Raw genomic sequence first — 21,327 nt, 5'->3', positions numbered from 1 at the left:
TATGGTTAAATTAGATTTTTATAAGAGTAAGGATATAATAACTGGATTTAAAATAGACAATCATGCTCTTTTAGAAAGAGAAATGATTATGGCTGGAGAAGCGTATGATATGATATGCAATTCAGTTTCTGTATTATCTCAAAGTGTACTTATAGGCTTAGATGAAGTACTTAAACTTAATGTTCCATATGAAATATCAAATGGATATATTAAGCTAGATCTCAAAGAACTTGATGAAGATGAAATTCAAAAAGCTCAGGTCTTATTAAAGACTTTTGAACTTAGCATAGAAAGTATTTTAATATCCTTAGAACAAAGTTTTGGAAAAAATAAAACAGACCAATATATATGTGTAAAAAAAGAGGAGGTGTAGTACTATGCTAATCATGAACCTTCAATTGTTCGCTCATAAAAAGGGAGTTGGTAGCTCCAAGAACGGTAGAGATTCTGAGTCAAAGAGACTTGGTGTTAAGTCAGCTGATGGACAATTCGTTCTTGCTGGAAACATCATTGTTAGACAAAGAGGAACAAAGATACATCCAGGTGCTAATGTAGGTAAAGGAAGCGATGATACTTTATTTGCAAAGATCGATGGAGTTGTTAAGTTTGAAAGAGTTGGAAAAGACAAGAAGAAAGCTTCTGTTTATCCAGTAGAAATTCAAGAAATAGCTGAATAATTCTAGTTATTTAAAGCACCCTTTTTTAACAAAGGGTGCTTTTAAAATATATATATATGTGCATAATATAAATGAAGCAGTTTGTACTTGTTTTAAAATATCTAAGAGTTGGGCATTTTAAAACAAGTACAAACAACACTATAAGGTAAGGTGATGAACTTATGTTTATTGATACGGCCAAGGTTTTTGTGAAAAGCGGAGATGGTGGTAATGGATCAGTCTCTTTTAGAAGAGAAAAATATATACCTCTTGGAGGCCCAGATGGAGGCGACGGAGGAAGAGGTGGAGATGTTATACTAAAGGTTGATACAGGTATAACTACACTTCTTGATTTTAAATATAATAAGAAATTTCTAGCAGAAAGAGGCGTTAATGGATCGGGCTCAAAATGCTATGGAAAAGATGGAGAAAAGCTTATTATTAAAGTACCTATGGGAACTTTAATAAGAGATGTTGAAACACAGAAGATAATGGCTGATCTTTCACATCCAGAGGACGAATATGTAATCTGCAGAGGCGGAAAAGGTGGTAAAGGAAATGCAAAGTTTGCAACTCCTACTAGACAGGCACCAAACTTTGCAGAGCCAGGGATGCCAGGAGAAGAAAGATGGATTGAACTTGAACTTAAACTTCTTGCAGATGTTGGGCTTCTTGGATTCCCTAACGTTGGAAAGTCTACGTTCTTATCAGTAGTTACTAAGGCTAAACCAAAGATTGCTAACTATCATTTTACAACTTTAAAACCCAATCTTGGGGTTGTAAGTGTTCCAGGAATAGAAGCTTTTGTAATGGCTGATATACCAGGTATAATCGAAGGAGCAGCTGAAGGTGTAGGTTTAGGTCTAGATTTCCTAAGACATATAGAAAGAACAAGACTTTTGGTTCACGTAGTTGATATTTCAGGTATTGAAGGAAGAGATGCTGTAGAAGACTTTATTAAAATAAATGAAGAACTTAAAAAGTACAGTGTTAAGCTTTGGGATAGACCTCAGATAGTTGTGGCTAACAAAGCAGATATGTTATATGACGAAGAAGTCTTTGAAGAATTTAAGAAAAAGATCAACGAAATGGGTTACGATAAGGTATTTAAGATGAGTGGTGCAACTTATGAAGGTGTAGAAGCCGTTGTAAAAGAAGCTGCAAGAATGCTTAAAGAAATACCTATTACTGAATTAGAAATTAAAGAAGAAGATAAATTTATACCAGAAGAAAAGAGATTTACTTACGATATAAGAGTAGAAGAAGAAGATGGTGTTAAGGTTTATGTTGTAGAGGGAACTTTTGTAGAAAGACTTCTAAATTCTGTAAATGTTAATGAACCAGATTCCTTAAAGTATTTCCATAAGGTTCTTAGAAATAAAGGCGTACTTGATGAGCTAAGAGAGATGGGAATAGAAGACGGTGATATGGTAAGACTTAGAGACTTCGAATTCGAGTACTTACTGTAGGTTATGTTAAAGTAGCATGTTGAAATTAAGTGGTCAGTCATCCGATGCTTTGATGAGCTTACGCAAAGAATTAATATGATTTTGTCATATTCCATGGCTAAAACTGTAAACTCACTACGTTCGAACAGTACAGTTTCTTAACGCCATTCCATCTGAAAAAATCATTTAATTCTAGTAGCTCGCTCATATAGCATCTCCTTCATGACCACTTAATTTCAAAAAATATTCTTAAACATACCCTTAATATAAAACTGCATTATTACTATATATTTATATATTTATATAAATATATAAATTTTTAATCATATGATTATATGAAGTTATATTTTGTATATTTGACCATGTTCAAAGTAATGTATTGAAAAAAGTGGTTAATCATTGGAGGTCTTAATGAGCTTACGTAATAGTTTGCTAATATAGTATCTCTTGTATAACCACTTAATTTCAACAATACTCCTGAATACGGTCTTATATTTGTATCTTTATATAATTAATGTAATACATTTAAATGGAGGTAGTAAAGTGATAACTACAAAGCAAAGAGCTTATCTTAGATCTTTAGCAAACGGAATAACTCCTATATTTCAATTAGGTAAGAATGGTATTGAAGAAGCATTCTTAAGACAAATAGAAGAGGCATTAGAAGCTAGAGAACTAATTAAGATAACAGTATTAGAAAATAGTGGTTTTGAAACAAGAGAAGCTTCAGACTTTATATGTGAGAAGATAGGATGCGAAGGGGTTCAATCTATAGGTAGCAAAATAGTACTTTATAAAAAGTCAGAGAAAAAGCCTAAAATAGAACTTCCACAAGGTAATAAGTAGAAGATCATGGCAAGGAAGATAGGAATACTTGGGGGAACCTTTGATCCTATTCACAATGGTCATATATATATAGCATATGAAGCTAAAAGAATCTTGGGGTTAGATGAAGTTATTTTTATGCCAAGTGGTAATCCACCACATAAGAGAAGCAAGAATATAACCGAAGGTTCTATAAGATATCAGATGGTAAAGCTAGCTATAAAGGATTATGAAGGTTTTAATGTCAGTGACTATGAGATAAATAAGGATGGTTTCAGTTATACTTATGAAACTTTGCTGCACCTAAAAGATGTATATAAAGATTCAGAACTATATTTTATAAGTGGTGCTGACTGCTTAGTAGACCTTAATAAGTGGAAAAATGTTGATATCATACTAGATAACTGTAATCTAGTAGTGTTTAACAGGCCAGGTTTTTCTGAAGAACTTCTTGTTGATGAGAAAAAATCAATTGAAGCTAAGTACGATACAAAAATTATATTTTTAAATCTCTTACAGTTAGATATTTCGTCAACTTTAATAAGAGAAAGAATTAGTCATGGTTTCAAAGTTGACTTTTTTATACCTTACGAGGTTGATAAATATATTAAAGAAAATGAGCTATATAAAAATATTTAGTCTCCATAGTTATTTATGGCGGGAAGATATAGTTTGTTTTTATATAATCTCTACTTTATATTTAAGAATAACTACATTTTTTTTATTAATTAATAGTTTAGGAATGGGGGAATTTTTGTGTGGTCATATGAAGAAATTGATGCCTATCTAAAGAAAAATCTCACTGAAAGTAGATATAGACATACCTTAGGTGTAGTATCTGCAGCAGAGCTTCTGGCAGAGAAAAATGGTGAGTCTAAAGAAAAAGCTAAGCTTGCGGCCTTAGTTCATGATTGTGCTAAAAATATGAGAATAGATGATCAATTTGAATTTTTAAAGTCTAGAAGTATAGAAATAGACGAGATTACAAGAAAGTCACCTCAAATACTACATGGTTTAATAGGCTCTATTATAGCAAAGGAAACTATGAATATTAAAGATGAAGAAGTATTAAGTGCTGTGAGATATCACACCACTGGCAAAAAATCTATGAGCTTACTTGAGAAAATAATATATATAGCTGATTATATTGAACCAAATAGAGATTATAAGGGTGTAGAAGAATTAAGGATTGTAACTTATGCTGATTTAGATAAGGGAGTTCTGCAAGGCTTTGACAATACTATAACCTATGTTATTAAGCTAGGACAACTTGTACACCCTTTAACCATAGAAGCTAGGAATGACTTGTTGTTAAAAATAAAAGGCTGTTAAATTACTTGATTTAAACAATAATGTTTAGCATAATAGAAAACAAATAAAAGGTATAGATTAGTATATTTAAATTAATCTATGCCTTTTATTTTACTACTAATTATATTACTACTAAAATTAGTAATATAGCTATCTATGAGAATTAATGCGGTTTAGGAATACATTATTAACATATTTGATGCTTTTAATTGTTGCAAAAATGTTATAATTATTTTACAATGGAAAAAGATGTAAAAATGCGACGTTAGAAGGTGAGTTTATGGGTTCAAAGAATTTATTGAAAAATAAATTTAAGGTAAGTCTACTGATACTGTTAGTTTTATTAATTATAATTTCCTTATGTACAGGGGCTTTTTTTTATAAATACTTGGGTAAGTTTAGTAAAAACTATAATGGTAATGCTGTAGAGAAGGATACTTCTTTACCTACAAATATATTATTTTTAGGCATGGATATAGGCGATCCTAATCAGAAAAACAATGATAGCATAAAAAGAACTGATACCATAATGCTTGTGAGGTTGATTCCTAAGGAAAAAAAGGCGTATATAGTATCAATTCCAAGAGATATGATGATTAAGATAAAGAATTCAAGTCAAAAGATAAATGCCGCTTTTTCTATAGGTGGAGACAGTGCCATAAAGCAGGCTGTAGAAAACATCATGACAGTTGATATAGATTATGTGGTAAAACTCAATTATGATGGCTTTAGGAGCTTTGTAGACGCTATTGGAGGCGTTGAGATGACCATAGATAGGAATATGTATTATGATGATGCAGCACAGGACTTGCACATAAAATTCAAAAAAGGTGAGACAGTACTTTTAGACGGTAAAAAGGCAGAAGAGTTTTTCAGATGGAGAAAAAACAATGATGGAACAGGATTAGCGAATGGTGATTTGGATAGAATAGATAATCAGCATAAATTCATTGGAAAAGTTGTAGAAAGGTGTACATCTATAACTATAGTACCTAAGATTGGTAAAATATTAGATGTACTACCTAAGTATATAGAAACTGATATGCCGCCTAAGACCTTACTTGCTTTAGGAAAAGAAGCAATAGGGCTTAATAAGGAAAACGTTCAGATGTACACCTTAAAAGGAGTTCCTAGAACTATAGATGGTATTTCTTATCTTATTTATGATAAGGAAGCTAATACAGAAATAATTAATTTGTTTTCTGATAAAGATAGTAAAGGAAAAGTTAACAATGAAAGTAATAAAGAAATAGCTAAAAGTTCTATGAAGATTAAAGTTCTAAATGGAACAAAAACTCAAGGACTAGCATCAAAGTATATGAAAGAACTAAAGGATAAAGGATATAAGAATATTGAGGTAGGTAATACAAAGGAAACCAGTAAGAGTGAAATACAACTAAAGGACAATAGTATCAAAGATATTGTTTCTTCGGATATAAATATTAATAAATTTGGAACTATATCAAAAAACGATGATAATTTTGATATAATTGTTATATTGGGTAAAGATTTTAAGAATTAAAGGAGAAATGAAAATGAAGAATATTATTTCTACAGAAAATGCACCAAAAGCAATAGGACCATATAGTCAAGGTATTAGTATTGACAATCTTATATTTACTTCTGGTCAAATTCCGATAGATCCTGCTACAGGTGAGTTAGTAACTGATATAAAGGAAGCTACTAAGAGATCAATGCTTAATGTAAAAGCTATATTAGAGCAAGCTGGAAGTTCCTTAGAAAATATAATAAAAGCAACTATATTCCTAAAGAATATTGATGACTTTGGTTCAGTAAATGAAGTTTATGGAGAATTCTTTAAGGAAAATCCTCCAGCTAGAAGCTGTGTTGAGATAAGCAGATTGCCTAAAGATGCAGTTATAGAAATAGAGGTTATTGCTTTTAAAGATAGATAGGAGAATCATATGAGCTACATAAGAGAAGTAGTCCCAAAAGGATATGAGGGAAGAAAGATAAGAGATTTTCTTAAGGAAAAGTTAGGACTATCAACCAGACTCATTAGGGGGGCTGCAATAGATGGCAGAATAAAGGCCAATAGTAAAGTTGTAAAAATGAACTATGTGCTGAAGGCTGATGATCACATAGAAGTCAATGTTTCTAAAGATGAGACTCAGAATATCGCACCAGAAAAAATGGATTTGAAAATAATATATGAAGATGATGATATTTTAGTTTTAGACAAAGATCCATTTATGGTAGTTCACCCTACTAAAAGTCATCAATCTGGTACTTTAGCTAATGGAGTCATAAACTATTTTAATGAAACTAACCAAAATTGTATAGTTCGTCTAGTTAGTAGATTAGATATGAATACTTCAGGATTAATAATAATAGCAAAGAATCAATATGCTCATATGGCATTATCAAAGCAGAATGCTATGGACAAAGATAAAAATGGAGATATAAAGGAGCCTGGAGAAGACTCTGTTGCCATTGAAAAGAGATATATAGCTATAGTACATGGAAATTTAGATTCTACAGAAGGTACTATAGACCTGCCTATACATAGACCAGCAGTTGATTCTATAAAGAGAGAAGTCAATGAATTTGGGCAACGAAGCGTAACTCATTACAGGGTATTAGAAAGACTTAAAGATGCTGATGTAGTAGAATGTACACTAGAGACTGGAAGAACTCATCAGATAAGGGTTCATTTAAGTCATATGGGCCATCCTATATTTGGAGATACCCTTTATGGCATTGAGGGCGATGACAACTATATATCAAGGCAGGCTTTACATGCTTATAGATTAGATTTTTTAAGCCCGAGAACAAAAAAAGTACTTTCACTTAAAGCGGATTTACCCGAAGATATGAAAGAACTTATTAATAAAATAAAACAAGTTTAACAGCTGAGTTAAGAGCTTTATAATTAAAGAATACAAAAATATTAATATATATAAATAAAAAAGTACTGAAGGAATTCTCTCTTCAGTGCTTTTTGGTTAACCTGCCTTTTTATGGATTTATTTAAAGATGTAGTTGCAGGCAGTATGTATTTTTTTATTTCAATTATTGAGCTATATTGTCATATTTACGTCTCAAAATATATTGTTTTTTCTTAAACTTAATATATTTTCTTAAAGTTATAAGGAATATAGAGGTAATTGCTATGGTTAAAGCTAGTACAAATGGTTTTATGTTTTTATAGGATGCAGATGTAGGTAATATACCCTTGTACTCCCTATCAATACTTGAGGCTAGTTTTAAATCACATAGTTCCTTACCTTTTACTGTAACATCTGAATCTAAAATTTCTTGACCTTGCTTGAAGGATGATTTTTCTAAGTTAGCACTTTTTATCGTTATCTTAGGAGCAAGGTTGTTTTTTATATCATTATCAGACAAATTAGGCTTATAATCATTTTTATTTATTAGGTAATATATATCCTTTGTAGCTATTAGCGGAACCGATAAAGACTTAGTTACATTGTAGCTAGCTACTTCATCACCTTTGCAATATAACTTTATAGGTTTGTAGTTATTGAATCCGTACTCAAATAATTTTTTTGCATCATCGAAGTAAAACTGTTTACTTTGAGAGTATAGCATTGAAACAATTAAAGTATGGCCATCTTTTTCTGCTGCAGCAGTAAAAGTGTGTTTAGATAAAGTTGTGTATCCAGTCTTTCCTGCTAAAGCATATTGATACTCGTGTGGTGAGTTTTTTCTTATCAACTCATCTTTTGTAGAAACCCATTTTTCGTTTCCATCTAAGTTACTAGGTGGAAATTTATAAACTTGAGTTCTACATATTTTAACAAAAGTAGGGTTCTTTATAGCTTCCTTAAGCATTAAAGATAAGTCGTGCGCCGTTGTTAAGTGGTTAGGCTCATATAGTCCACTAGGATTTACAAAGTTGGTGTTATTTGCACCTAATTGCTTTGCTCTTTCATTCATCATTTTAACAAAGTTATCCATAGATCCCCCAACATGCTCTGCTAAGGCCTCAGCGCAGTCGTTTGCGGATTCAAGAAGAAGTCCGTGGAGAAGGTCATTTACTGTATAAATCTCGCCTTCTTTTAATCCAATAGAAGTTCCTTCAGCAGTTGGTGGTACCTTGCTTATGGTAACCTTATCATCTAATTTTGCTTTTTCCAATGTAAGAAGTGCTGTCATTACCTTTGTTGTAGAGGCTGGAGCTAAAGGTTTGTTGGCATTTTTGTCATAAATAATATCACCGGTATTTACATCCATTAGTACTGCAGCCTCTGATTCAACCTCTGGTGGTGCTGAGGTAGCTGCCTTTACATTCACACTTCCACACATAAGTAAAAAAATTGAAAGCATGCTAAAAAATATCGATATCTTTCTCATATGTATCCCCCGCATATTTATTCAATAGATTTAAGTATATCAAATTTATACAAATTTTGCTATATATTTTTGCTTATTTGGCAATAATCAAAATAATAAAGCGTATAAATTTATTAATATTTTTAACTTTTATATAAAAATTAAAATAGTAGGTTATAGAGTACATTACTGTTACTATATATTGCATAACTATGTATTTTTCTTTATAAAATGAGGTGATATAAGATGAAAAAAAGAGAAAAAATAATCGGAGCTTCAGTTATGGTGTTATTTTTTATAACATTCATAACTATAGGTTATTTTAACACAAGGCAAAAAAATTTAACACAGAAAGATATGGAAGACATGTTTGTTGACGTTGATCAAAAGGAAGCTAAAGCTTCAAAAGGTGATAAAAAAGAGGCTGGTAGTAGTAAAAAAGAAACTACTGATACGGACAGTAATACCCAAGCAAAGAAAGTAGTAGTTGAGATTAAAGGAGAAGTAAGAAAGGCGGATGTATATTATCTAGATGAAGGAAGTATAGTAAAAGATCTTATAACGGAAGCAGGTGGACTAACAGATAAAGCAGATTTATCATCAATTAATCAAGCAAAGAAGCTTGTGAATAATGAATGTATAGTGATTGGCAGCAAAGATAAAGTCGGTACAAACAATATTACAGCAAGTAATAAAGAGGTAAGTGTTTCATCAGTTGTTAGTGATAGTGGAGCAGTAGTAAATCTAAATACAGCTTCTAAGGAAGAGTTAGATAAGATTCCTGGTATAGGAGCTGTTACAGCAGAAAAGATTATAGAGTATAGACAAAAAAATAATGGATTTAAGACTATAGATGACATCAAAAAGGTAGATAGAATAGGTGATAAACTATTTGAAAAGATAAAGGATAAGATAAGTGTTAATTAAACATGGTATAATATCACTGATAAGTTGTAAACTCTCTAAAACTAATGCTATGTTTTAATATAATTTGTATATAGATATGTCAGTTAAAGATAAGATATAGATAGATAAAATTACAATCAATTCATAAAATAGTTGATAATAAGCTTATAAATTATAGAACTGGAACATCTATTACTATGGATATAAAAAGTGATGATTTGCAAAGTAAAATTTGTTCAATAATATAGTATTATATGGTAAAATTATAGTAAATGTATAAGGAGGGGTTATGATGGCGGTTTTAGCTAATCTTGGGTTAAGCCTATTGTTCGGAATATTAGGTATAATTATTATGGCTATTGGGTATGTTGTTTTTGATAAGGTTATCCCAGCTGATTTTAATAAGGAATTAGAGAACAAAAATACTGCTGTAGCTATAGTTATAGCAGGAATGTTAATTGGAGTAGCTATAATAGTATCTAAGGTAATAGCATAAAAATGATAGGATCTCTCTTTGTTTTTACTAATATAAATTGGGAAAGACAAATTATTAAAAAACACACTGAAGCTATTGCCTCAGTGTGTTTTTACTTAAAATTTTAAAAGATTTAAATCAGAATTTTCTAAGTTAGGTACAACTTTTGTAGCTTTACCTAAAGTTTCAGGAGAACCTATACCTATAGATCTCATACCGGCTCTTGTAGCAGCCTCTATACCAGCTTCAGCATCTTCAAAAACTACACAAAACTCAGGAGATATATTTAGCTCTTTAGCTCCAAGTAAAAATACTTCTGGATCTGGTTTAGCCTCAGATACCTTGTTTCCATCTATTATAGCGTCAAAGTATCTTGTAAGTTCAAGGTTATCTAAAATCATCATTGAATTTTTAGAAGCTGAACCTAGTGATACTTTTATTCCAGATGCTCTTAGAGTACTTAGAAAGTTTTCAACACCAGGTAGTATTTCATCTTTATTCATTTTAGATATGTACTCAACATACCAAGCATTTTTTTTAGCAGCTAGCTCTACTTTTTCTTCTTCGCTTAGAGATACTTTACCGATTGAAAGTAAAATCTCTAGAGAAGCCATTCTACTAACCCCTTTTAATCTTTCGTTGTCTTTTTCAGTAAAATCAAAACCTAATTCATTAGCTAATCGTTTCCAAGCTAGATAATGATATTTTGCAGTATCAACTATTACTCCATCTAAATCAAAAATACAACATTTTACATCCATAAACTATTACCCCCATAATGTTTAAGCGTTTAACTTAATTATAAAATATTATAGAGAAATTTTCTATAAATATTAAAGCACTTATGAAATATTAGAGAATACTATAAAAAATAATACATAACTTTGTACCTATTAAAGATTGACCACTTCAATCTCAGATGTATTTTCAAAACTCCTCTGGATTCTTAGAGAAAGCTGTGAAAATATAAATTTTAATATGAATCGGTACATCAATATATTAGAGTAAATTTATAAAAAAACACTATAGTATAAATTTAATCTTTTTACAGTTTTTATGTTTGTGATTTATTATAATTTGATTATTAAAGGTCAACAAACCTCGCTTTTTATCATTATTGGTAGTATAATGTTAATAGAATGTTTATCTTATTAGAAAAGTAATATTTTTGTTATATGAATATTTCTAATTGAGTTATTTTTATGTTATTCGGAAGAAAGAATATAGAATTAAGGTTAAAAAAATTATGTTAAAATTAAGTGGTTAATCACAAGATGCTTTAATGAATTTAAGTAAAGATTTAGTGAAAATTATGAGGAGTGAAAAATGGCTAATTGTTGAGGAATTAGTGTTTTTTTATGGGAGGTAAATTCAAAATGAATGTGACTATAAAGGATGTGGCCAGAGAAGCAAACGTTTCCCCATCCACAGTGTCTAGAGTTCTAGCTGGCAATCCTAGAATAAGTGATGAAACAAAAGAAAGAGTTATGGAAACGGTTAAAAGGTTAAATTATCATCCTAATGTGATAGCAAGAAGTTTAGCTAATAATGTAACGAAAATTCTTGGGTTGATACTACCAAGTGGAGAAGAAGATCTTTTTAGAAATCCATTCTTCATTCAGGTTATGACAGGGATAAGTATATATGCTCAGAAGATGGGGTACTCCATTGTTTATACCTTTAGTAAAAATGAAGAAGAGGAGATCTCTTTCTTGGCTAATTATATAAACAGTAAAATGGTTGATGGAATGCTTTTACTTACTACTAGGTCAGAGGATAAGTGTGTTGAGTACTTGAGTGAAAGAAATTTCCCTTTTGTTATAGTAGGTAGACCAGAAACAGCAGAGAATATTTTATGGGTAGATAATGATAATAAAAGGGCCATGTATGATGTTACAAAGAGACTAATAGATAAAGGGCATAAGGATATAGCTTTTATTGGAGGGCCTTCTGAGAGAACTATGTCTAAGGACAGACTTAGTGGTTATAAAGAGGCATTAAGTGAGGCAAACATTGAATTTGATGAAAATTTGATAATGCAAATGGGAGACTTTACAGAAACAGATGGATATGAAGCCTGTTCAACTATAATTAATTTTAAAAAACCAAGTGCAATAGTAACAACAGATGACTTGTTGGCTTTTGGTGTTTCAAGAAGACTTAAGGAAGAAAAGATAAAAGATATATGGTTAGTTGGTTTTAATAATATACCTTTATCAGAATATCAAAACCCACCATTATCAACAGTTGATATCAATGCTAAAAAGTTAGGATACTATGCTGCAAAACTTCTTATAGATAGATTACAGCAGAAAGAAGAAGAGTTAGATCATTATATAATAGAAACCAAGTTTGTAGAGAGAGAATCAACTTTCAACAAATTAGAATAAGAATAAGAATAAAAAACCACTGAAGAAGGACGCTTCAGTGGTTTTTTTATTCTTATTATCGTTAATGATATTATTCAGTATATAAATTAGGTGTATATTCAAAGTATCAAACTATCAAGGGTTTAAGTTTATAAATATTACTTGGTAAAAATTATACTATTTTTTTATATACATAAGATTGTAGTACTCATCAAGCATTCTCTTTACTGCGAACTTTTCTCTGCAGCTTACTATAGAAGCTTTCATCATTTCAATCCATTTATCTTTGTTATCATAATAAGTAGGAATTACTTCTGACAATAATACATCGTATAGTGCTCTTAAATCATGATTATCTAATTCTTCAAGAGTTGCAAAGTCACTAACTCCTTTGCCATCACCAAACTGCCAGCCGTTTACTCCATGTTCACAAGCTTCTGGCCACCATCCGTCAAGGATAGAGCAGTTAAGAACACCATTCATAGCAGCTTTCATTCCAGATGTACCTGAAGCTTCAAGAGGTCTTCTTGGATTGTTTAACCATACATCAGAACCTCTAGTAAGAGCCTTTCCTATTGTCATATCATAGTTTTCAAGGAAAACTACTGAGTTAGGGTACTTCTTAGTCATATCAACTATATTAGCAACTATCTTCTTTCCTGTATCATCTAGTGGATGAGCCTTACCAGAGAATACTATTTGAAGCTTACCTGACTTTAATAATGGTTCTACTACTTCAGGATCAGTAAAAATTAAGTTACTTCTCTTATATGGAGCAGCTCTTCTTGAGAAACCTATTAAAAGCTTATCAGCATCTAGTGTAACTCCAGTTCTCTCATTTACGAATTTTATAAGATCTCTCTTATTCTTCATATGAGTTTCCCAAAGATCACCTTCTCCATCAGCAGCTGCAAGCATAGCAGAATCTACCCAAGTAGGAGTGTGTATAGCATTTGTTATTCCTATGATTTCTGGTCTGTCAGTTACACCTTCCCACATCTTATTAGCTGTTTCCATGTGAAGTTGTGCAACAGCATTAGCTATTCTAGACATTTTTAAAGCACCTACAGTCATGTTGAAAGGAGCTCCGCCTAAGCTAACAAGCTGTTCAACAGTTAAACCATTGTTTGCACCCATATACATTAATATATCAAGTGTATGAGACTCATTTCCTTCAACTATTGGAGTGTGAGTTGTAAATACAACTTCTTCTTTAGTTGCTTTTAAGGCTTCATCGAAAGTAAGTCCAGCTTCCATCTTTTCTCTAAGAAGTTCAAAACCAGCAAATAGAGCATGACCTTCATTGAAGTGGTAAACTTCAGCTTCATAGCCTAAAGCTCTTAGAGCTCTGACACCGCCAATACCTAGAACCATTTCTTGAGCTATTCTTTCTTCGCCAAACCAGCCGTACAATTGACCAGTTATCCAAGTGTCAGCATTTTCAGGAATATCAGTATCTAATAGGTAAAGAGGGCATACTCCAAACTTTGTAACCTTCCAAACCTTTATAGCCACATCTCTTTGTCTTATTTTTACTTTAACCTTTATACCTGTATCTTCAAGGCAATCATAATCTTGATTTGTATAACTGTCATAAGGTTTGCCTTCTTCATTGATTCTTTGATCTGTATAGCCTTGTTTCCATTTTATCCCTAAACCTACCATTGGAAACTCATGATCGTTAACACCTTTCATGTAGTCTCCAGCTAAGATACCAAGACCTCCAGCATAAGTTTTTATTGATGCGTCTAGACCATATTCCATACAGAAATATGCAACATTAGGTAATTTACTCATAAATAATCCTCCCAATCTATACTTTAAATGGTTATAGTTGAACCATTTAATTCATATTCTTTATTATTAACTTTTATAATAAGGTTTGATCCTTTTTCTTGATTTATAATTATATTTTTCTTATTAACAGTTATATTTAATAGGTTACCTCTAAACATTACTTTAAATGAATACTCATCCCAAACTTCAGGAATAAATGGTGAGAAGTGAAGCATATCATCTTTTAACTTCATACCACCAAAACCATAAACTATTGACATCCAAGTTCCAGCCATACTTGTTATGTGAAGTCCGTCGTCAGTATCATTATTGTAGTTATCTAGATCAAGTCTAGAGGTTCTCAAATACATTTCATAAGCTTTTTCTGTATTTCCAATTTCAGCAGCTATTATTGAGTGAACACATGGAGATAGAGAAGACTCATGTACAGTTCTTGGTTCATAGAACTCAAAGTTCTTTTTCTTAGTTTCTAAATCGTATCTATCACTTAAGAAGAAAATTCCTTGAAGTACATCTGCTTGCTTGATGAAGCAACTTCTAAGAATTCTATCCCAAGACCATTTTTGATTAAGAGGAAGATTTGAAGGATCTAAATCTTTCACTAAAATCTGCTCTTTATCCATATAATTATCTTGTTGAGAGAATACTCCTAATTCTTCAATCATAGGATAGTACATTTTTGAAGAGACTTCCTTCATTTGAGCAAGCTCATCATCTGTTATTCCTAGTTTTTCAACAAGAGACTTAAGTTCAGCTGGGTAGTTTTCCTTTAAGAAATCATAAGTTTCTAAAGCGTAGGATATATTCCAAGCTGCCATAGTATTTGTATACCAGTTATTATTAACGTTATTTTCATATTCATTTGGACCAGTTACACCAAGAATCATGTACTTGTCCTTTTGAGGAACATAGTTAGATCTTGATACCCAGAATCTAGCTGTTTCAAGAATTACATCGAAGCCGTATTCAGCAAGATACTTTTTATCACCAGTGTATCTAACATAGTTAAATATACCGTAAGGTATTGCTGCATTTCTGTGGATTTCTTCGAAGGTTATTTCCCATTCATTATGACATTCTTCTCCTGTCATAGTTACCATTGGATAAAGAGCTCCTTTTAGTCCAAGCTTTGCAGCATTTTCTTTAGCCTTGTCCAATTGGTTATATCTATATATAAGAAGCTGTCTAGCTATTTTTTCATCAGCTGTACTTAAATAGAAAGGAATGCAATATGCTTCTGTATCCCAGTAAGTACTTCCGCCATATTTTTCACCAGTAAAGCCTTTAGGTCCTATATTCAACCTTGAATCTTCACCAGTATAAGTAGCAGTCATATGGAATATATTAAATCTTATGCCTTGTTGAGCAGCAACATCACCTTTAATTACGATATCACTTTCATTCCAATGCTCATGCCATTTTGTACTGTGCTCAGCAAAAAGCTTATCAAAACCAGCATTTTTTGCTCTTTCAACAGCATCGTAAGCTTTAGCTATTACAAGTTCTTCTTCATAATATCGATTGCTTGCAACACCAACGTATTTATATAAAGTAGCTGTACTATTTTTTTGTGTTGAAACAGAAACAGTATTTTCAGCGTATTTACTTCTATGGGAAACCTCAGGAGTAACGTTTGCATTGTTACCATCAAGGAAGACATCATATGACATAGCAGCAGTTACATAGTAATTTGTCTTTTTAGTCTGCATTGTAACTTCTCCATAAAAAGGAGTGGATTTTTGAGACACTTCATTCCAGAATACCTCATCATAGTTTGAATCTTCATTTACTATGTTTCCATCAAGATATGGAGTAAATTCTATCTTGCCATCATAGTTTAATGGTGTAACAGAGTAGGAGATAGCTGCAACTTCTTTATCTTTAAGGCTTATAAACCTTTTAACTTCTACCTTAGTTTCTTTACCATCATTAGAAACAGCAACGAAACTTCTTTCAAGAGAGCCGTCTCTCATGTTAAGAACTCTTGAGAAGTCTTTAACTTCTTTTAATTTTGCTATATCTAAGTTTTCACCGTTTATTTTTATTCTTATTCCAATATAATTAACTGAGTTTAAAACCTTTGCAAAGTATTCAGGGTAACCATTTTTCCACCAGCCAACTCTAGTTTTGTCTGGATAGTATACACCTGCAATGTAGCTACCTTGAAGAGAATCGCCTGAAAAATCTTCCTCGAAATTTCCCCTCATACCCATGTAGCCATTTCCTAAACTCATAAAACTCTCGTATATTCTATTTTCTTCTGGATGAAATCCTTTTTCGATTATTTTCCACTCATCATGCAAAATATAATTTCTCATACTAATCCTCCATTTAAATTTATTAGAACAACATGCAAGCGATTGCACAAAATTTTAAAAAAATATAAACCATGAATATGTTTACAAGTATAATATATCATTTTATATTTCCATAATCAATATCTAACCATTAAAATATTTGCTATTGTAATATTTTCTAAATTATAAGTATTTAAAATGTGGGTTTTATCAAAAATAACCATAGAGCACTTAATATGATTTGTTCATATATATTTATAAATATGATCATATTAAAAAAAACGCTAAAAAAGTGAGATTAGCGTTTCTTAATATTAATTATAAAAAGTTTTAACAATCATTTCTGATATTAATAGTAGAAATAATAAGGTTTATAGCGAAAGAAGCATTTTAATGGAAACGGCAAGAGACATTGTGACAAATACTGGCTTTATAAGCTTAGCGCCTTTCTTTAATGCAATCTTTGAGCCAATAAGTGCACCCAATATCATGAATAATGCTACTAAAACTCCGTAAAAATAATTTATCTTTCCTTCTATAGCAAAGGTAATTAGCGCAGCTATGTTAGAAGTGAAATTTAATATCTTGCAGTTGGCATTTGCTTCTACAAAGTCTAGTTTAAATATCTTTATAAAACCAAAGATTAAAAATGATCCAGTTCCTGGGCCAAAAAAGCCGTCGTAGAAGCCTAGTGAAAATCCGAATATGGTTCCTACTATAATAAGATTTCTTGTCTTTCCTCTATAGTGGCTTTCAAGACCAAGATTTTTTGAGAATAATGAGTATACTCCAACAATTAAAACTAAAATCATAACTAGAGGAGTAAGAAAACTTTGATTTATTATTAATACGGACTTAACCCCCAAAACAGAACCTACAAAAGTAAAAGGTACAATGAACTTTAATAAGGATAGGTCCGCTTTTCCTTCCTTTATAAAGCGAATGGATGACGTAAGTGCTGCGGTGGTTGATGAAAACTTATTAGTACCAAGAGCAATATGTGGAGGTAATCCAAAAAGCATATAAGCTGGAAGGCTTATGAGACCACCGCCACCAGCAATGGAATCAACAAAGGCTGCAATAAAACCTGAAATACAGAGTAAGGCTAAATTAATCAATTAAATATCCCCCTTATGAACTATACTACAATTGAAAATCTTATCATAATTTGTGATAATTTTAAATATGACGTTAAAATTTTTTTATCGAATGGAGATGTTAAAGCACTGTGTTGAAATTAAGTGGTCAGTCATCCGATGCTTAGATGAGCTTGCGCTAATAGCTCGCTCATATAGCATCTCCTTCTTAACCATTTAATTTCAACATTATTCTTGAACATAGCCTATCGAATATGTATTAATTGGGTTTTCATGAAGAATATCTATATAGGGAACCAACTACAACTATTAATTTATACTTGTTATAAATAGTTCCTATATATAGTGTCACAGAATTAAAAACAAAGGGGACTAGAAATTTATTAATAAAGGAAAGGGGAAGTAGCAATGAATAAATGGGGGAGAATTTCACTTGGGGCACTCAGTCACAAGGATTTTAGATATTTTTTTATAGGCTCTATAGTTTCGCTTATAGGTACATGGATGCAGAATGCAGGTCAGTCATGGCTAGTTGTAACCTTGACTGATTCGGCCTTAAAGCTTAGCTTTGTAAGTGCTCTGCAGTTTACACCTGTATTATTATTTTCCTTATTTGCAGGTGCTTTAATAGATAACTACCCAAAGAAAAAAATATTACTTATAACTCAATCTATTATGGGAGTATTAGCTTTTGTGCTAACTTTTTTAGTTTTCACTCATACCATTCAATACTGGCATATATTAGTTTTAGCAACAATATTGGGGTGCTGTAATGCTGTAGATATGCCAGCAAGGCAGTCTTTTATGATAGAACTTGTAGGAAAAGAGGATTTGATGAATGCAATAGCCCTCAATTCTACAGTATTTAATGCAGCAAGGATGGTGGGACCAGCGGTAGCTGGAATAATGATAAAACTATTTGGGTTCTTTATATGCTTTCTACTAAATGCAGTAAGTTTCATTCCTTTAGTTTATGGTATTTATAAGATTTCAGCTCAAGGTATTTCTAAAAAGGCTGCAGGTAATAAGAATATGCTATTGGATGTAAAAGAAGGTGTAAAATATGTATTTAAATCAAAAGAGATTTTGTTTACTATTTTATTAGTGTTTTTTGTATCCACCTTTGCAATGAATTATAGTGTGTTAATACCACTTCTTGCTAAGCAAGTATTAAATATGGATTCTGATGGCTATGGATATCTTATGTCAGCTATGGGACTTGGATCTATGCTTTCAGCCTTCGTAGTTGCAACTAAAAGCAGAGGACCAAAGAGAAGTTTGATGTTTTTAGCTGGTACAGTAATTTCTATAATGCTTGTTTTTACAGGGGTATTTAAATCCTATGGGGTCTCAATGATATGTTTATTTATATCTGGAATATTTAATGTTTTATTTTCAACTACGGCAAACTCTACGATTCAACTAAAGTCAAAAGATGAGTTCAGGGGTAGAGTGATGAGTGTTTATGCCATGGTTTTTGCAGGAGCAACTCCTTTAGGAAGTTTATTTGAAGGTTTTATATCTAAAGGTTTAGGAATTACTGATGCTTTTATAATATCTGGAATTGTTACTATTATAATAGGAAGTGTTTTATATTTACTGATGAATAAAAAGTCAAGTAATTTAAAAAGTATGGTATAAGGTAAATATTTTTTAATTTACAACTTAACATAGTCTTCCAATAAGAAAAGTACTTTTAAAATATTAAATAATTATACAATGTAATAGGTTTCTTTGTGAAATTGTTAATATTGTTCATATATTAATAATATTTTCTTAATAATTTAAAAAAACTATTGATTTAATAAGAAAAAAATATTATAGTAATGTCAATGGAAAACAAAATAAATATTATCGTTCTTATCTAGAGAGGTGGAGGGACTGGCCCGATGAAGCCCGGCAACCGGTATATGTTCATATACATATACAAAGGTGCCAATTCCTGCGACGCATTGCGTTGAGAGATGAGGGTAAATGTAAGGCTTATATCGCCGGAGTTTATTCTCCGGCGTTTTTTGTGCTTAGTATAAATATATTGACTTTATATTCAGTACAAAAAGGAATGATTAGTCTTCTAATTTTACTCACTTAAGTTAGGAAAGGCAGATGGGCAGAAAAAGTTGACTGGTGACCTTTATAATTTTTTTGCAGCATTTATCTGATAGTAATTATTTGTTGACAATTATTTTGAGGGGGATTTGTATGATAAAGATTGAAGGGCTAAATAAGAGTTTCAACGATATACAAGTTCTTAAAGACATTAATCTAGATATAAATGAGGGCGAAATATTTGGATTGGTTGGCCATAGTGGGGCAGGAAAGTCAACCTTGCTTAGATGTCTAAATGGACTTGAGTCCTATAATACAGGTAGTGTAACTGTAAGAGGACAAGAGGTAAAAGACCTAAAAGGTAAGGAAATGAGAAGTTTTAGAAAAGATTTAGGAATGATATTCCAGCACTTTTCTCTACTTGAGAGAAAGAATGTTTATGACAACATAGCTTTACCTATGGAATGTTGGGGCATACCAAAGGCTAAAATTAAGACTAGAGTTGATGAACTACTAAAAATTGTAGGACTAGAAGATAAGGCGAAAAGTAAGCCAAGACAGCTTAGTGGTGGACAAAAGCAAAGAGTAGCAATTGCAAGAGCATTGGCTCTTGAACCTAATATACTTCTTTGTGATGAAGCTACATCAGCACTAGATCCAAAAACAACTAAATCAATATTATCACTTTTAAGAGAAATAAATGAGAAACTTGGAATAACTATAATTATAGTTACTCATCAAATGGAAGTAGTTAAGGAAGTATGTGAAAGAGTTGCAATACTTGAAGGCGGAGAGGTACTTGAAGTTGGACATGTAGAGGACCTATTCTTAAGACATACTAAAGCTTTAAAGAATCTTCTTGGAGAAGAAGAGGTTTTACCAAATGAAGGAGTTAATATAAAGATATTATTCCCTAAGGATAACTCACATCAAAGCATAATAACATCCATGGCAAGAGATCTTGATATAGATTTTTCAATAGTTTGGGGTAAACTTGAAAGATTTAGAGATGATGTACTTGGCTCATTAGTAATTAATGTAGGCGAGGATAAAAAGGATAGCATAATTAATTACTTAGATTCAAAGCATGTTGGATGGGAGGTTACTACAAATGAGTGATAATTTTATGGAGTTTTTTAATCTAGTTTTAGTCCCAGCTTTAGGGAAAACTCTTTATATGGTTATAATTTCAACTATTATTGCAAGTATATTGGGATTTATATTAGCAATTCTTCTTATAATAACTGATAAGAATGGACTAAAACCTAATAGGGTAATATTTAGTATTTTAGATTTTGTAATAAATATATTTAGAAGCTTTCCATTTATTATATTAATAGTTGCTATAATACCTCTTACTAGATTTATAGTAGGTAAAAGTATAGGTGAGACTGCAGCGTTAGTTCCTTTAACAATTGGGGCAGCACCATTTATAGCTAGAGTTATAGAAGGTGCATTAAAGGAAGTAGACAAGGGTCTTATAGAAGCTGCAAAGTCTTTCGGAGCTTCAGATACTCAAATAATTTTTAAGGTAATGGTTAAAGAAGCGCTACCATCCATAATATCTGGTGTAACTCTTTCAGTAATATCAATATTAGGATATTCAGCAATGGCTGGTGCAGTAGGTGCAGGCGGTCTTGGAGCTGTAGCGTTAACCTATGGATATCAAAGATTTGATAACCAAGTAATGTTTTATACTGTATTTACCTTAATAGTGCTAGTTCAAATACTTCAGTCTATAGGTAATCTGGCATATAAAAAGTTAAGATAAAGCGTAGTA

At 31.6% G+C, this 21,327-nt stretch carries 20 protein-coding genes and 1 riboswitch; of the genes, 15 read left to right on the top strand and 5 right to left on the bottom strand.

The genetic code is table 11. The features are described from left to right. Position 1: 1 nt before the first annotated feature. From GXK57_RS16420 to GXK57_RS16380, 9 genes are all read left to right on the top strand, one after another. A complete protein-coding gene (locus tag GXK57_RS16420) occupies positions 2-373 on the top strand; it encodes a ribosomal-processing cysteine protease Prp (protein WP_160678455.1) in 372 nt (123 codons plus the stop codon). Positions 374-377: 4 nt separating this feature from the next. Then, the gene (rpmA, locus tag GXK57_RS16415) at positions 378-677 is read left to right on the top strand and encodes a 50S ribosomal protein L27 (RefSeq protein WP_128212331.1); all 300 of its coding nucleotides are present in this window, start codon (positions 378-380) and stop codon (positions 675-677) included. Positions 678-838: 161 nt separating this feature from the next. Continuing rightward, positions 839-2,125 carry a GTPase ObgE gene (obgE, locus tag GXK57_RS16410; RefSeq protein WP_160678453.1) on the top strand — a complete coding sequence of 429 codons (1,287 nt, stop codon included), beginning with the start codon at positions 839-841 and terminating at the stop codon, positions 2,123-2,125. Positions 2,126-2,647: 522 nt separating this feature from the next. After that, complete coding sequence (yhbY, locus tag GXK57_RS16405) at positions 2,648-2,950, top strand: ribosome assembly RNA-binding protein YhbY (protein ID WP_128212333.1); 303 nt, start codon at positions 2,648-2,650, stop codon at positions 2,948-2,950. Positions 2,951-2,956: 6 nt separating this feature from the next. Then, complete coding sequence (gene nadD, locus GXK57_RS16400) at positions 2,957-3,568, top strand: nicotinate-nucleotide adenylyltransferase (RefSeq protein ID WP_160678450.1); 612 nt, start codon at positions 2,957-2,959, stop codon at positions 3,566-3,568. Positions 3,569-3,685: 117 nt separating this feature from the next. Beyond that, complete coding sequence (yqeK, locus tag GXK57_RS16395) at positions 3,686-4,261, top strand: bis(5'-nucleosyl)-tetraphosphatase (symmetrical) YqeK (protein ID WP_160678448.1); 576 nt, start codon at positions 3,686-3,688, stop codon at positions 4,259-4,261. Between the two features lie 259 nt (positions 4,262-4,520). Continuing rightward, the gene (locus tag GXK57_RS16390; RefSeq protein WP_160678446.1) at positions 4,521-5,762 is read left to right on the top strand and encodes an LCP family protein; all 1,242 of its coding nucleotides are present in this window, start codon (positions 4,521-4,523) and stop codon (positions 5,760-5,762) included. 7 nt (positions 5,763-5,769) lie between these two features. After that, the gene (locus GXK57_RS16385) at positions 5,770-6,156 is read left to right on the top strand and encodes a RidA family protein (protein ID WP_347709099.1); all 387 of its coding nucleotides are present in this window, start codon (positions 5,770-5,772) and stop codon (positions 6,154-6,156) included. A 9-nt stretch (positions 6,157-6,165) separates the two neighbouring features. Further along, positions 6,166-7,110 (top strand): RluA family pseudouridine synthase, encoded by a 945-nt coding sequence (locus GXK57_RS16380; RefSeq protein ID WP_160678444.1) that lies wholly within the window; start codon positions 6,166-6,168, stop codon positions 7,108-7,110. A gap of 163 nt (positions 7,111-7,273) precedes the next feature. Here GXK57_RS16380 and GXK57_RS16375 read toward each other — a convergent pair whose 3' ends face one another. Then, the gene (locus GXK57_RS16375) at positions 7,274-8,578 is read right to left on the bottom strand and encodes a serine hydrolase (RefSeq protein ID WP_160678442.1); all 1,305 of its coding nucleotides are present in this window, start codon (positions 8,576-8,578) and stop codon (positions 7,274-7,276) included. A gap of 225 nt (positions 8,579-8,803) precedes the next feature. On the opposite strand from GXK57_RS16375, the gene GXK57_RS16370 reads away from it, so the two are divergent. Beyond that, positions 8,804-9,484 carry a ComEA family DNA-binding protein gene (locus GXK57_RS16370; RefSeq protein ID WP_160678440.1) on the top strand — a complete coding sequence of 227 codons (681 nt, stop codon included), beginning with the start codon at positions 8,804-8,806 and terminating at the stop codon, positions 9,482-9,484. A 268-nt stretch (positions 9,485-9,752) separates the two neighbouring features. Continuing rightward, positions 9,753-9,959 (top strand): DUF350 domain-containing protein, encoded by a 207-nt coding sequence (locus GXK57_RS16365; protein WP_160678438.1) that lies wholly within the window; start codon positions 9,753-9,755, stop codon positions 9,957-9,959. A gap of 95 nt (positions 9,960-10,054) precedes the next feature. Here the strand turns inward: GXK57_RS16365 and pgmB are convergent, their stop codons facing one another. Beyond that, positions 10,055-10,699 carry a beta-phosphoglucomutase gene (gene pgmB / locus GXK57_RS16360; RefSeq protein ID WP_160678436.1) on the bottom strand — a complete coding sequence of 215 codons (645 nt, stop codon included), beginning with the start codon at positions 10,697-10,699 and terminating at the stop codon, positions 10,055-10,057. Positions 10,700-11,314: 615 nt separating this feature from the next. Here pgmB and GXK57_RS16355 point away from each other — a divergent pair. Next, complete coding sequence (locus GXK57_RS16355) at positions 11,315-12,328, top strand: LacI family DNA-binding transcriptional regulator (RefSeq protein ID WP_160678434.1); 1,014 nt, start codon at positions 11,315-11,317, stop codon at positions 12,326-12,328. Positions 12,329-12,484: 156 nt separating this feature from the next. On the opposite strand, the gene glgP is transcribed toward GXK57_RS16355, so the two are convergent. From glgP to GXK57_RS16340, 3 genes are all read right to left on the bottom strand, one after another. Beyond that, a complete protein-coding gene (glgP, locus tag GXK57_RS16350; protein WP_160678432.1) occupies positions 12,485-14,104 on the bottom strand; it encodes an alpha-glucan family phosphorylase in 1,620 nt (539 codons plus the stop codon). 23 nt (positions 14,105-14,127) lie between these two features. Next, a complete protein-coding gene (locus tag GXK57_RS16345; protein ID WP_160678430.1) occupies positions 14,128-16,422 on the bottom strand; it encodes a family 65 glycosyl hydrolase domain-containing protein in 2,295 nt (764 codons plus the stop codon). Between the two features lie 350 nt (positions 16,423-16,772). Further along, on the bottom strand, positions 16,773-17,519 hold the full coding sequence (locus tag GXK57_RS16340; protein WP_160678428.1) for a TSUP family transporter: 747 nt from the start codon (positions 17,517-17,519) through the stop codon (positions 16,773-16,775). 387 nt (positions 17,520-17,906) lie between these two features. Here GXK57_RS16340 and GXK57_RS16335 point away from each other — a divergent pair, with 387 nt between their 5' ends. The 3 genes from GXK57_RS16335 (at position 17,907) to GXK57_RS16325 (ending at position 21,318) form a co-directional block, all read left to right on the top strand. Beyond that, positions 17,907-19,139 (top strand): MFS transporter, encoded by a 1,233-nt coding sequence (locus tag GXK57_RS16335; protein WP_160678426.1) that lies wholly within the window; start codon positions 17,907-17,909, stop codon positions 19,137-19,139. Between the two features lie 216 nt (positions 19,140-19,355). Then, a riboswitch (SAM riboswitch) is annotated at positions 19,356-19,469 on the top strand. A gap of 231 nt (positions 19,470-19,700) precedes the next feature. Then, positions 19,701-20,666 (top strand): methionine ABC transporter ATP-binding protein, encoded by a 966-nt coding sequence (locus tag GXK57_RS16330; RefSeq protein WP_160678424.1) that lies wholly within the window; start codon positions 19,701-19,703, stop codon positions 20,664-20,666. Continuing rightward, a complete protein-coding gene (locus GXK57_RS16325) occupies positions 20,659-21,318 on the top strand; it encodes a methionine ABC transporter permease (protein WP_160678422.1) in 660 nt (219 codons plus the stop codon). Before GXK57_RS16330 ends, GXK57_RS16325 begins: the two co-directional genes overlap by 8 nt. The last annotated feature ends 9 nt before the right edge of the window (positions 21,319-21,327 follow it).

This window comes from Clostridium sp. C8-1-8, assembly GCF_009928445.1.
GTDB lineage: Bacteria > Bacillota > Clostridia > Clostridiales > Clostridiaceae > Clostridium_AR.
Note: the sequence above shows the minus strand (reverse complement) of the source record. Positions and strands in the feature narration are given on the sequence as shown.

Excerpts from the sequence above, each read along its gene's own strand:
- GXK57_RS16380 (WP_160678444.1), top strand. The coding sequence starts at position 6,166 with ATGAGCTACATAAGAGAAGTAGTCCCAAAAGGATATGAGGGAAGAAAG.
- rpmA (WP_128212331.1), top strand. The coding sequence starts at position 378 with ATGCTAATCATGAACCTTCAATTGTTCGCTCATAAAAAGGGAGTTGGT.
- glgP (WP_160678432.1), bottom strand. The coding sequence starts at position 14,104 with ATGAGTAAATTACCTAATGTTGCATATTTCTGTATGGAATATGGTCTA.
- GXK57_RS16355 (WP_160678434.1), top strand. The coding sequence starts at position 11,315 with ATGAATGTGACTATAAAGGATGTGGCCAGAGAAGCAAACGTTTCCCCA.
- GXK57_RS16385 (WP_347709099.1), top strand. The coding sequence starts at position 5,770 with ATGAAAATGAAGAATATTATTTCTACAGAAAATGCACCAAAAGCAATA.
- GXK57_RS16370 (WP_160678440.1), top strand. The coding sequence starts at position 8,804 with ATGAAAAAAAGAGAAAAAATAATCGGAGCTTCAGTTATGGTGTTATTT.
- pgmB (WP_160678436.1), bottom strand. The coding sequence starts at position 10,699 with ATGGATGTAAAATGTTGTATTTTTGATTTAGATGGAGTAATAGTTGAT.
- GXK57_RS16335 (WP_160678426.1), top strand. The coding sequence starts at position 17,907 with ATGAATAAATGGGGGAGAATTTCACTTGGGGCACTCAGTCACAAGGAT.
- GXK57_RS16390 (WP_160678446.1), top strand. The coding sequence starts at position 4,521 with ATGGGTTCAAAGAATTTATTGAAAAATAAATTTAAGGTAAGTCTACTG.
- GXK57_RS16420 (WP_160678455.1), top strand. The coding sequence starts at position 2 with ATGGTTAAATTAGATTTTTATAAGAGTAAGGATATAATAACTGGATTT.
- GXK57_RS16345 (WP_160678430.1), bottom strand. The coding sequence starts at position 16,422 with ATGAGAAATTATATTTTGCATGATGAGTGGAAAATAATCGAAAAAGGA.
- GXK57_RS16375 (WP_160678442.1), bottom strand. The coding sequence starts at position 8,578 with ATGAGAAAGATATCGATATTTTTTAGCATGCTTTCAATTTTTTTACTT.
- GXK57_RS16365 (WP_160678438.1), top strand. The coding sequence starts at position 9,753 with ATGATGGCGGTTTTAGCTAATCTTGGGTTAAGCCTATTGTTCGGAATA.
- GXK57_RS16330 (WP_160678424.1), top strand. The coding sequence starts at position 19,701 with ATGATAAAGATTGAAGGGCTAAATAAGAGTTTCAACGATATACAAGTT.
- obgE (WP_160678453.1), top strand. The coding sequence starts at position 839 with ATGTTTATTGATACGGCCAAGGTTTTTGTGAAAAGCGGAGATGGTGGT.
- GXK57_RS16325 (WP_160678422.1), top strand. The coding sequence starts at position 20,659 with ATGAGTGATAATTTTATGGAGTTTTTTAATCTAGTTTTAGTCCCAGCT.
- nadD (WP_160678450.1), top strand. The coding sequence starts at position 2,957 with ATGGCAAGGAAGATAGGAATACTTGGGGGAACCTTTGATCCTATTCAC.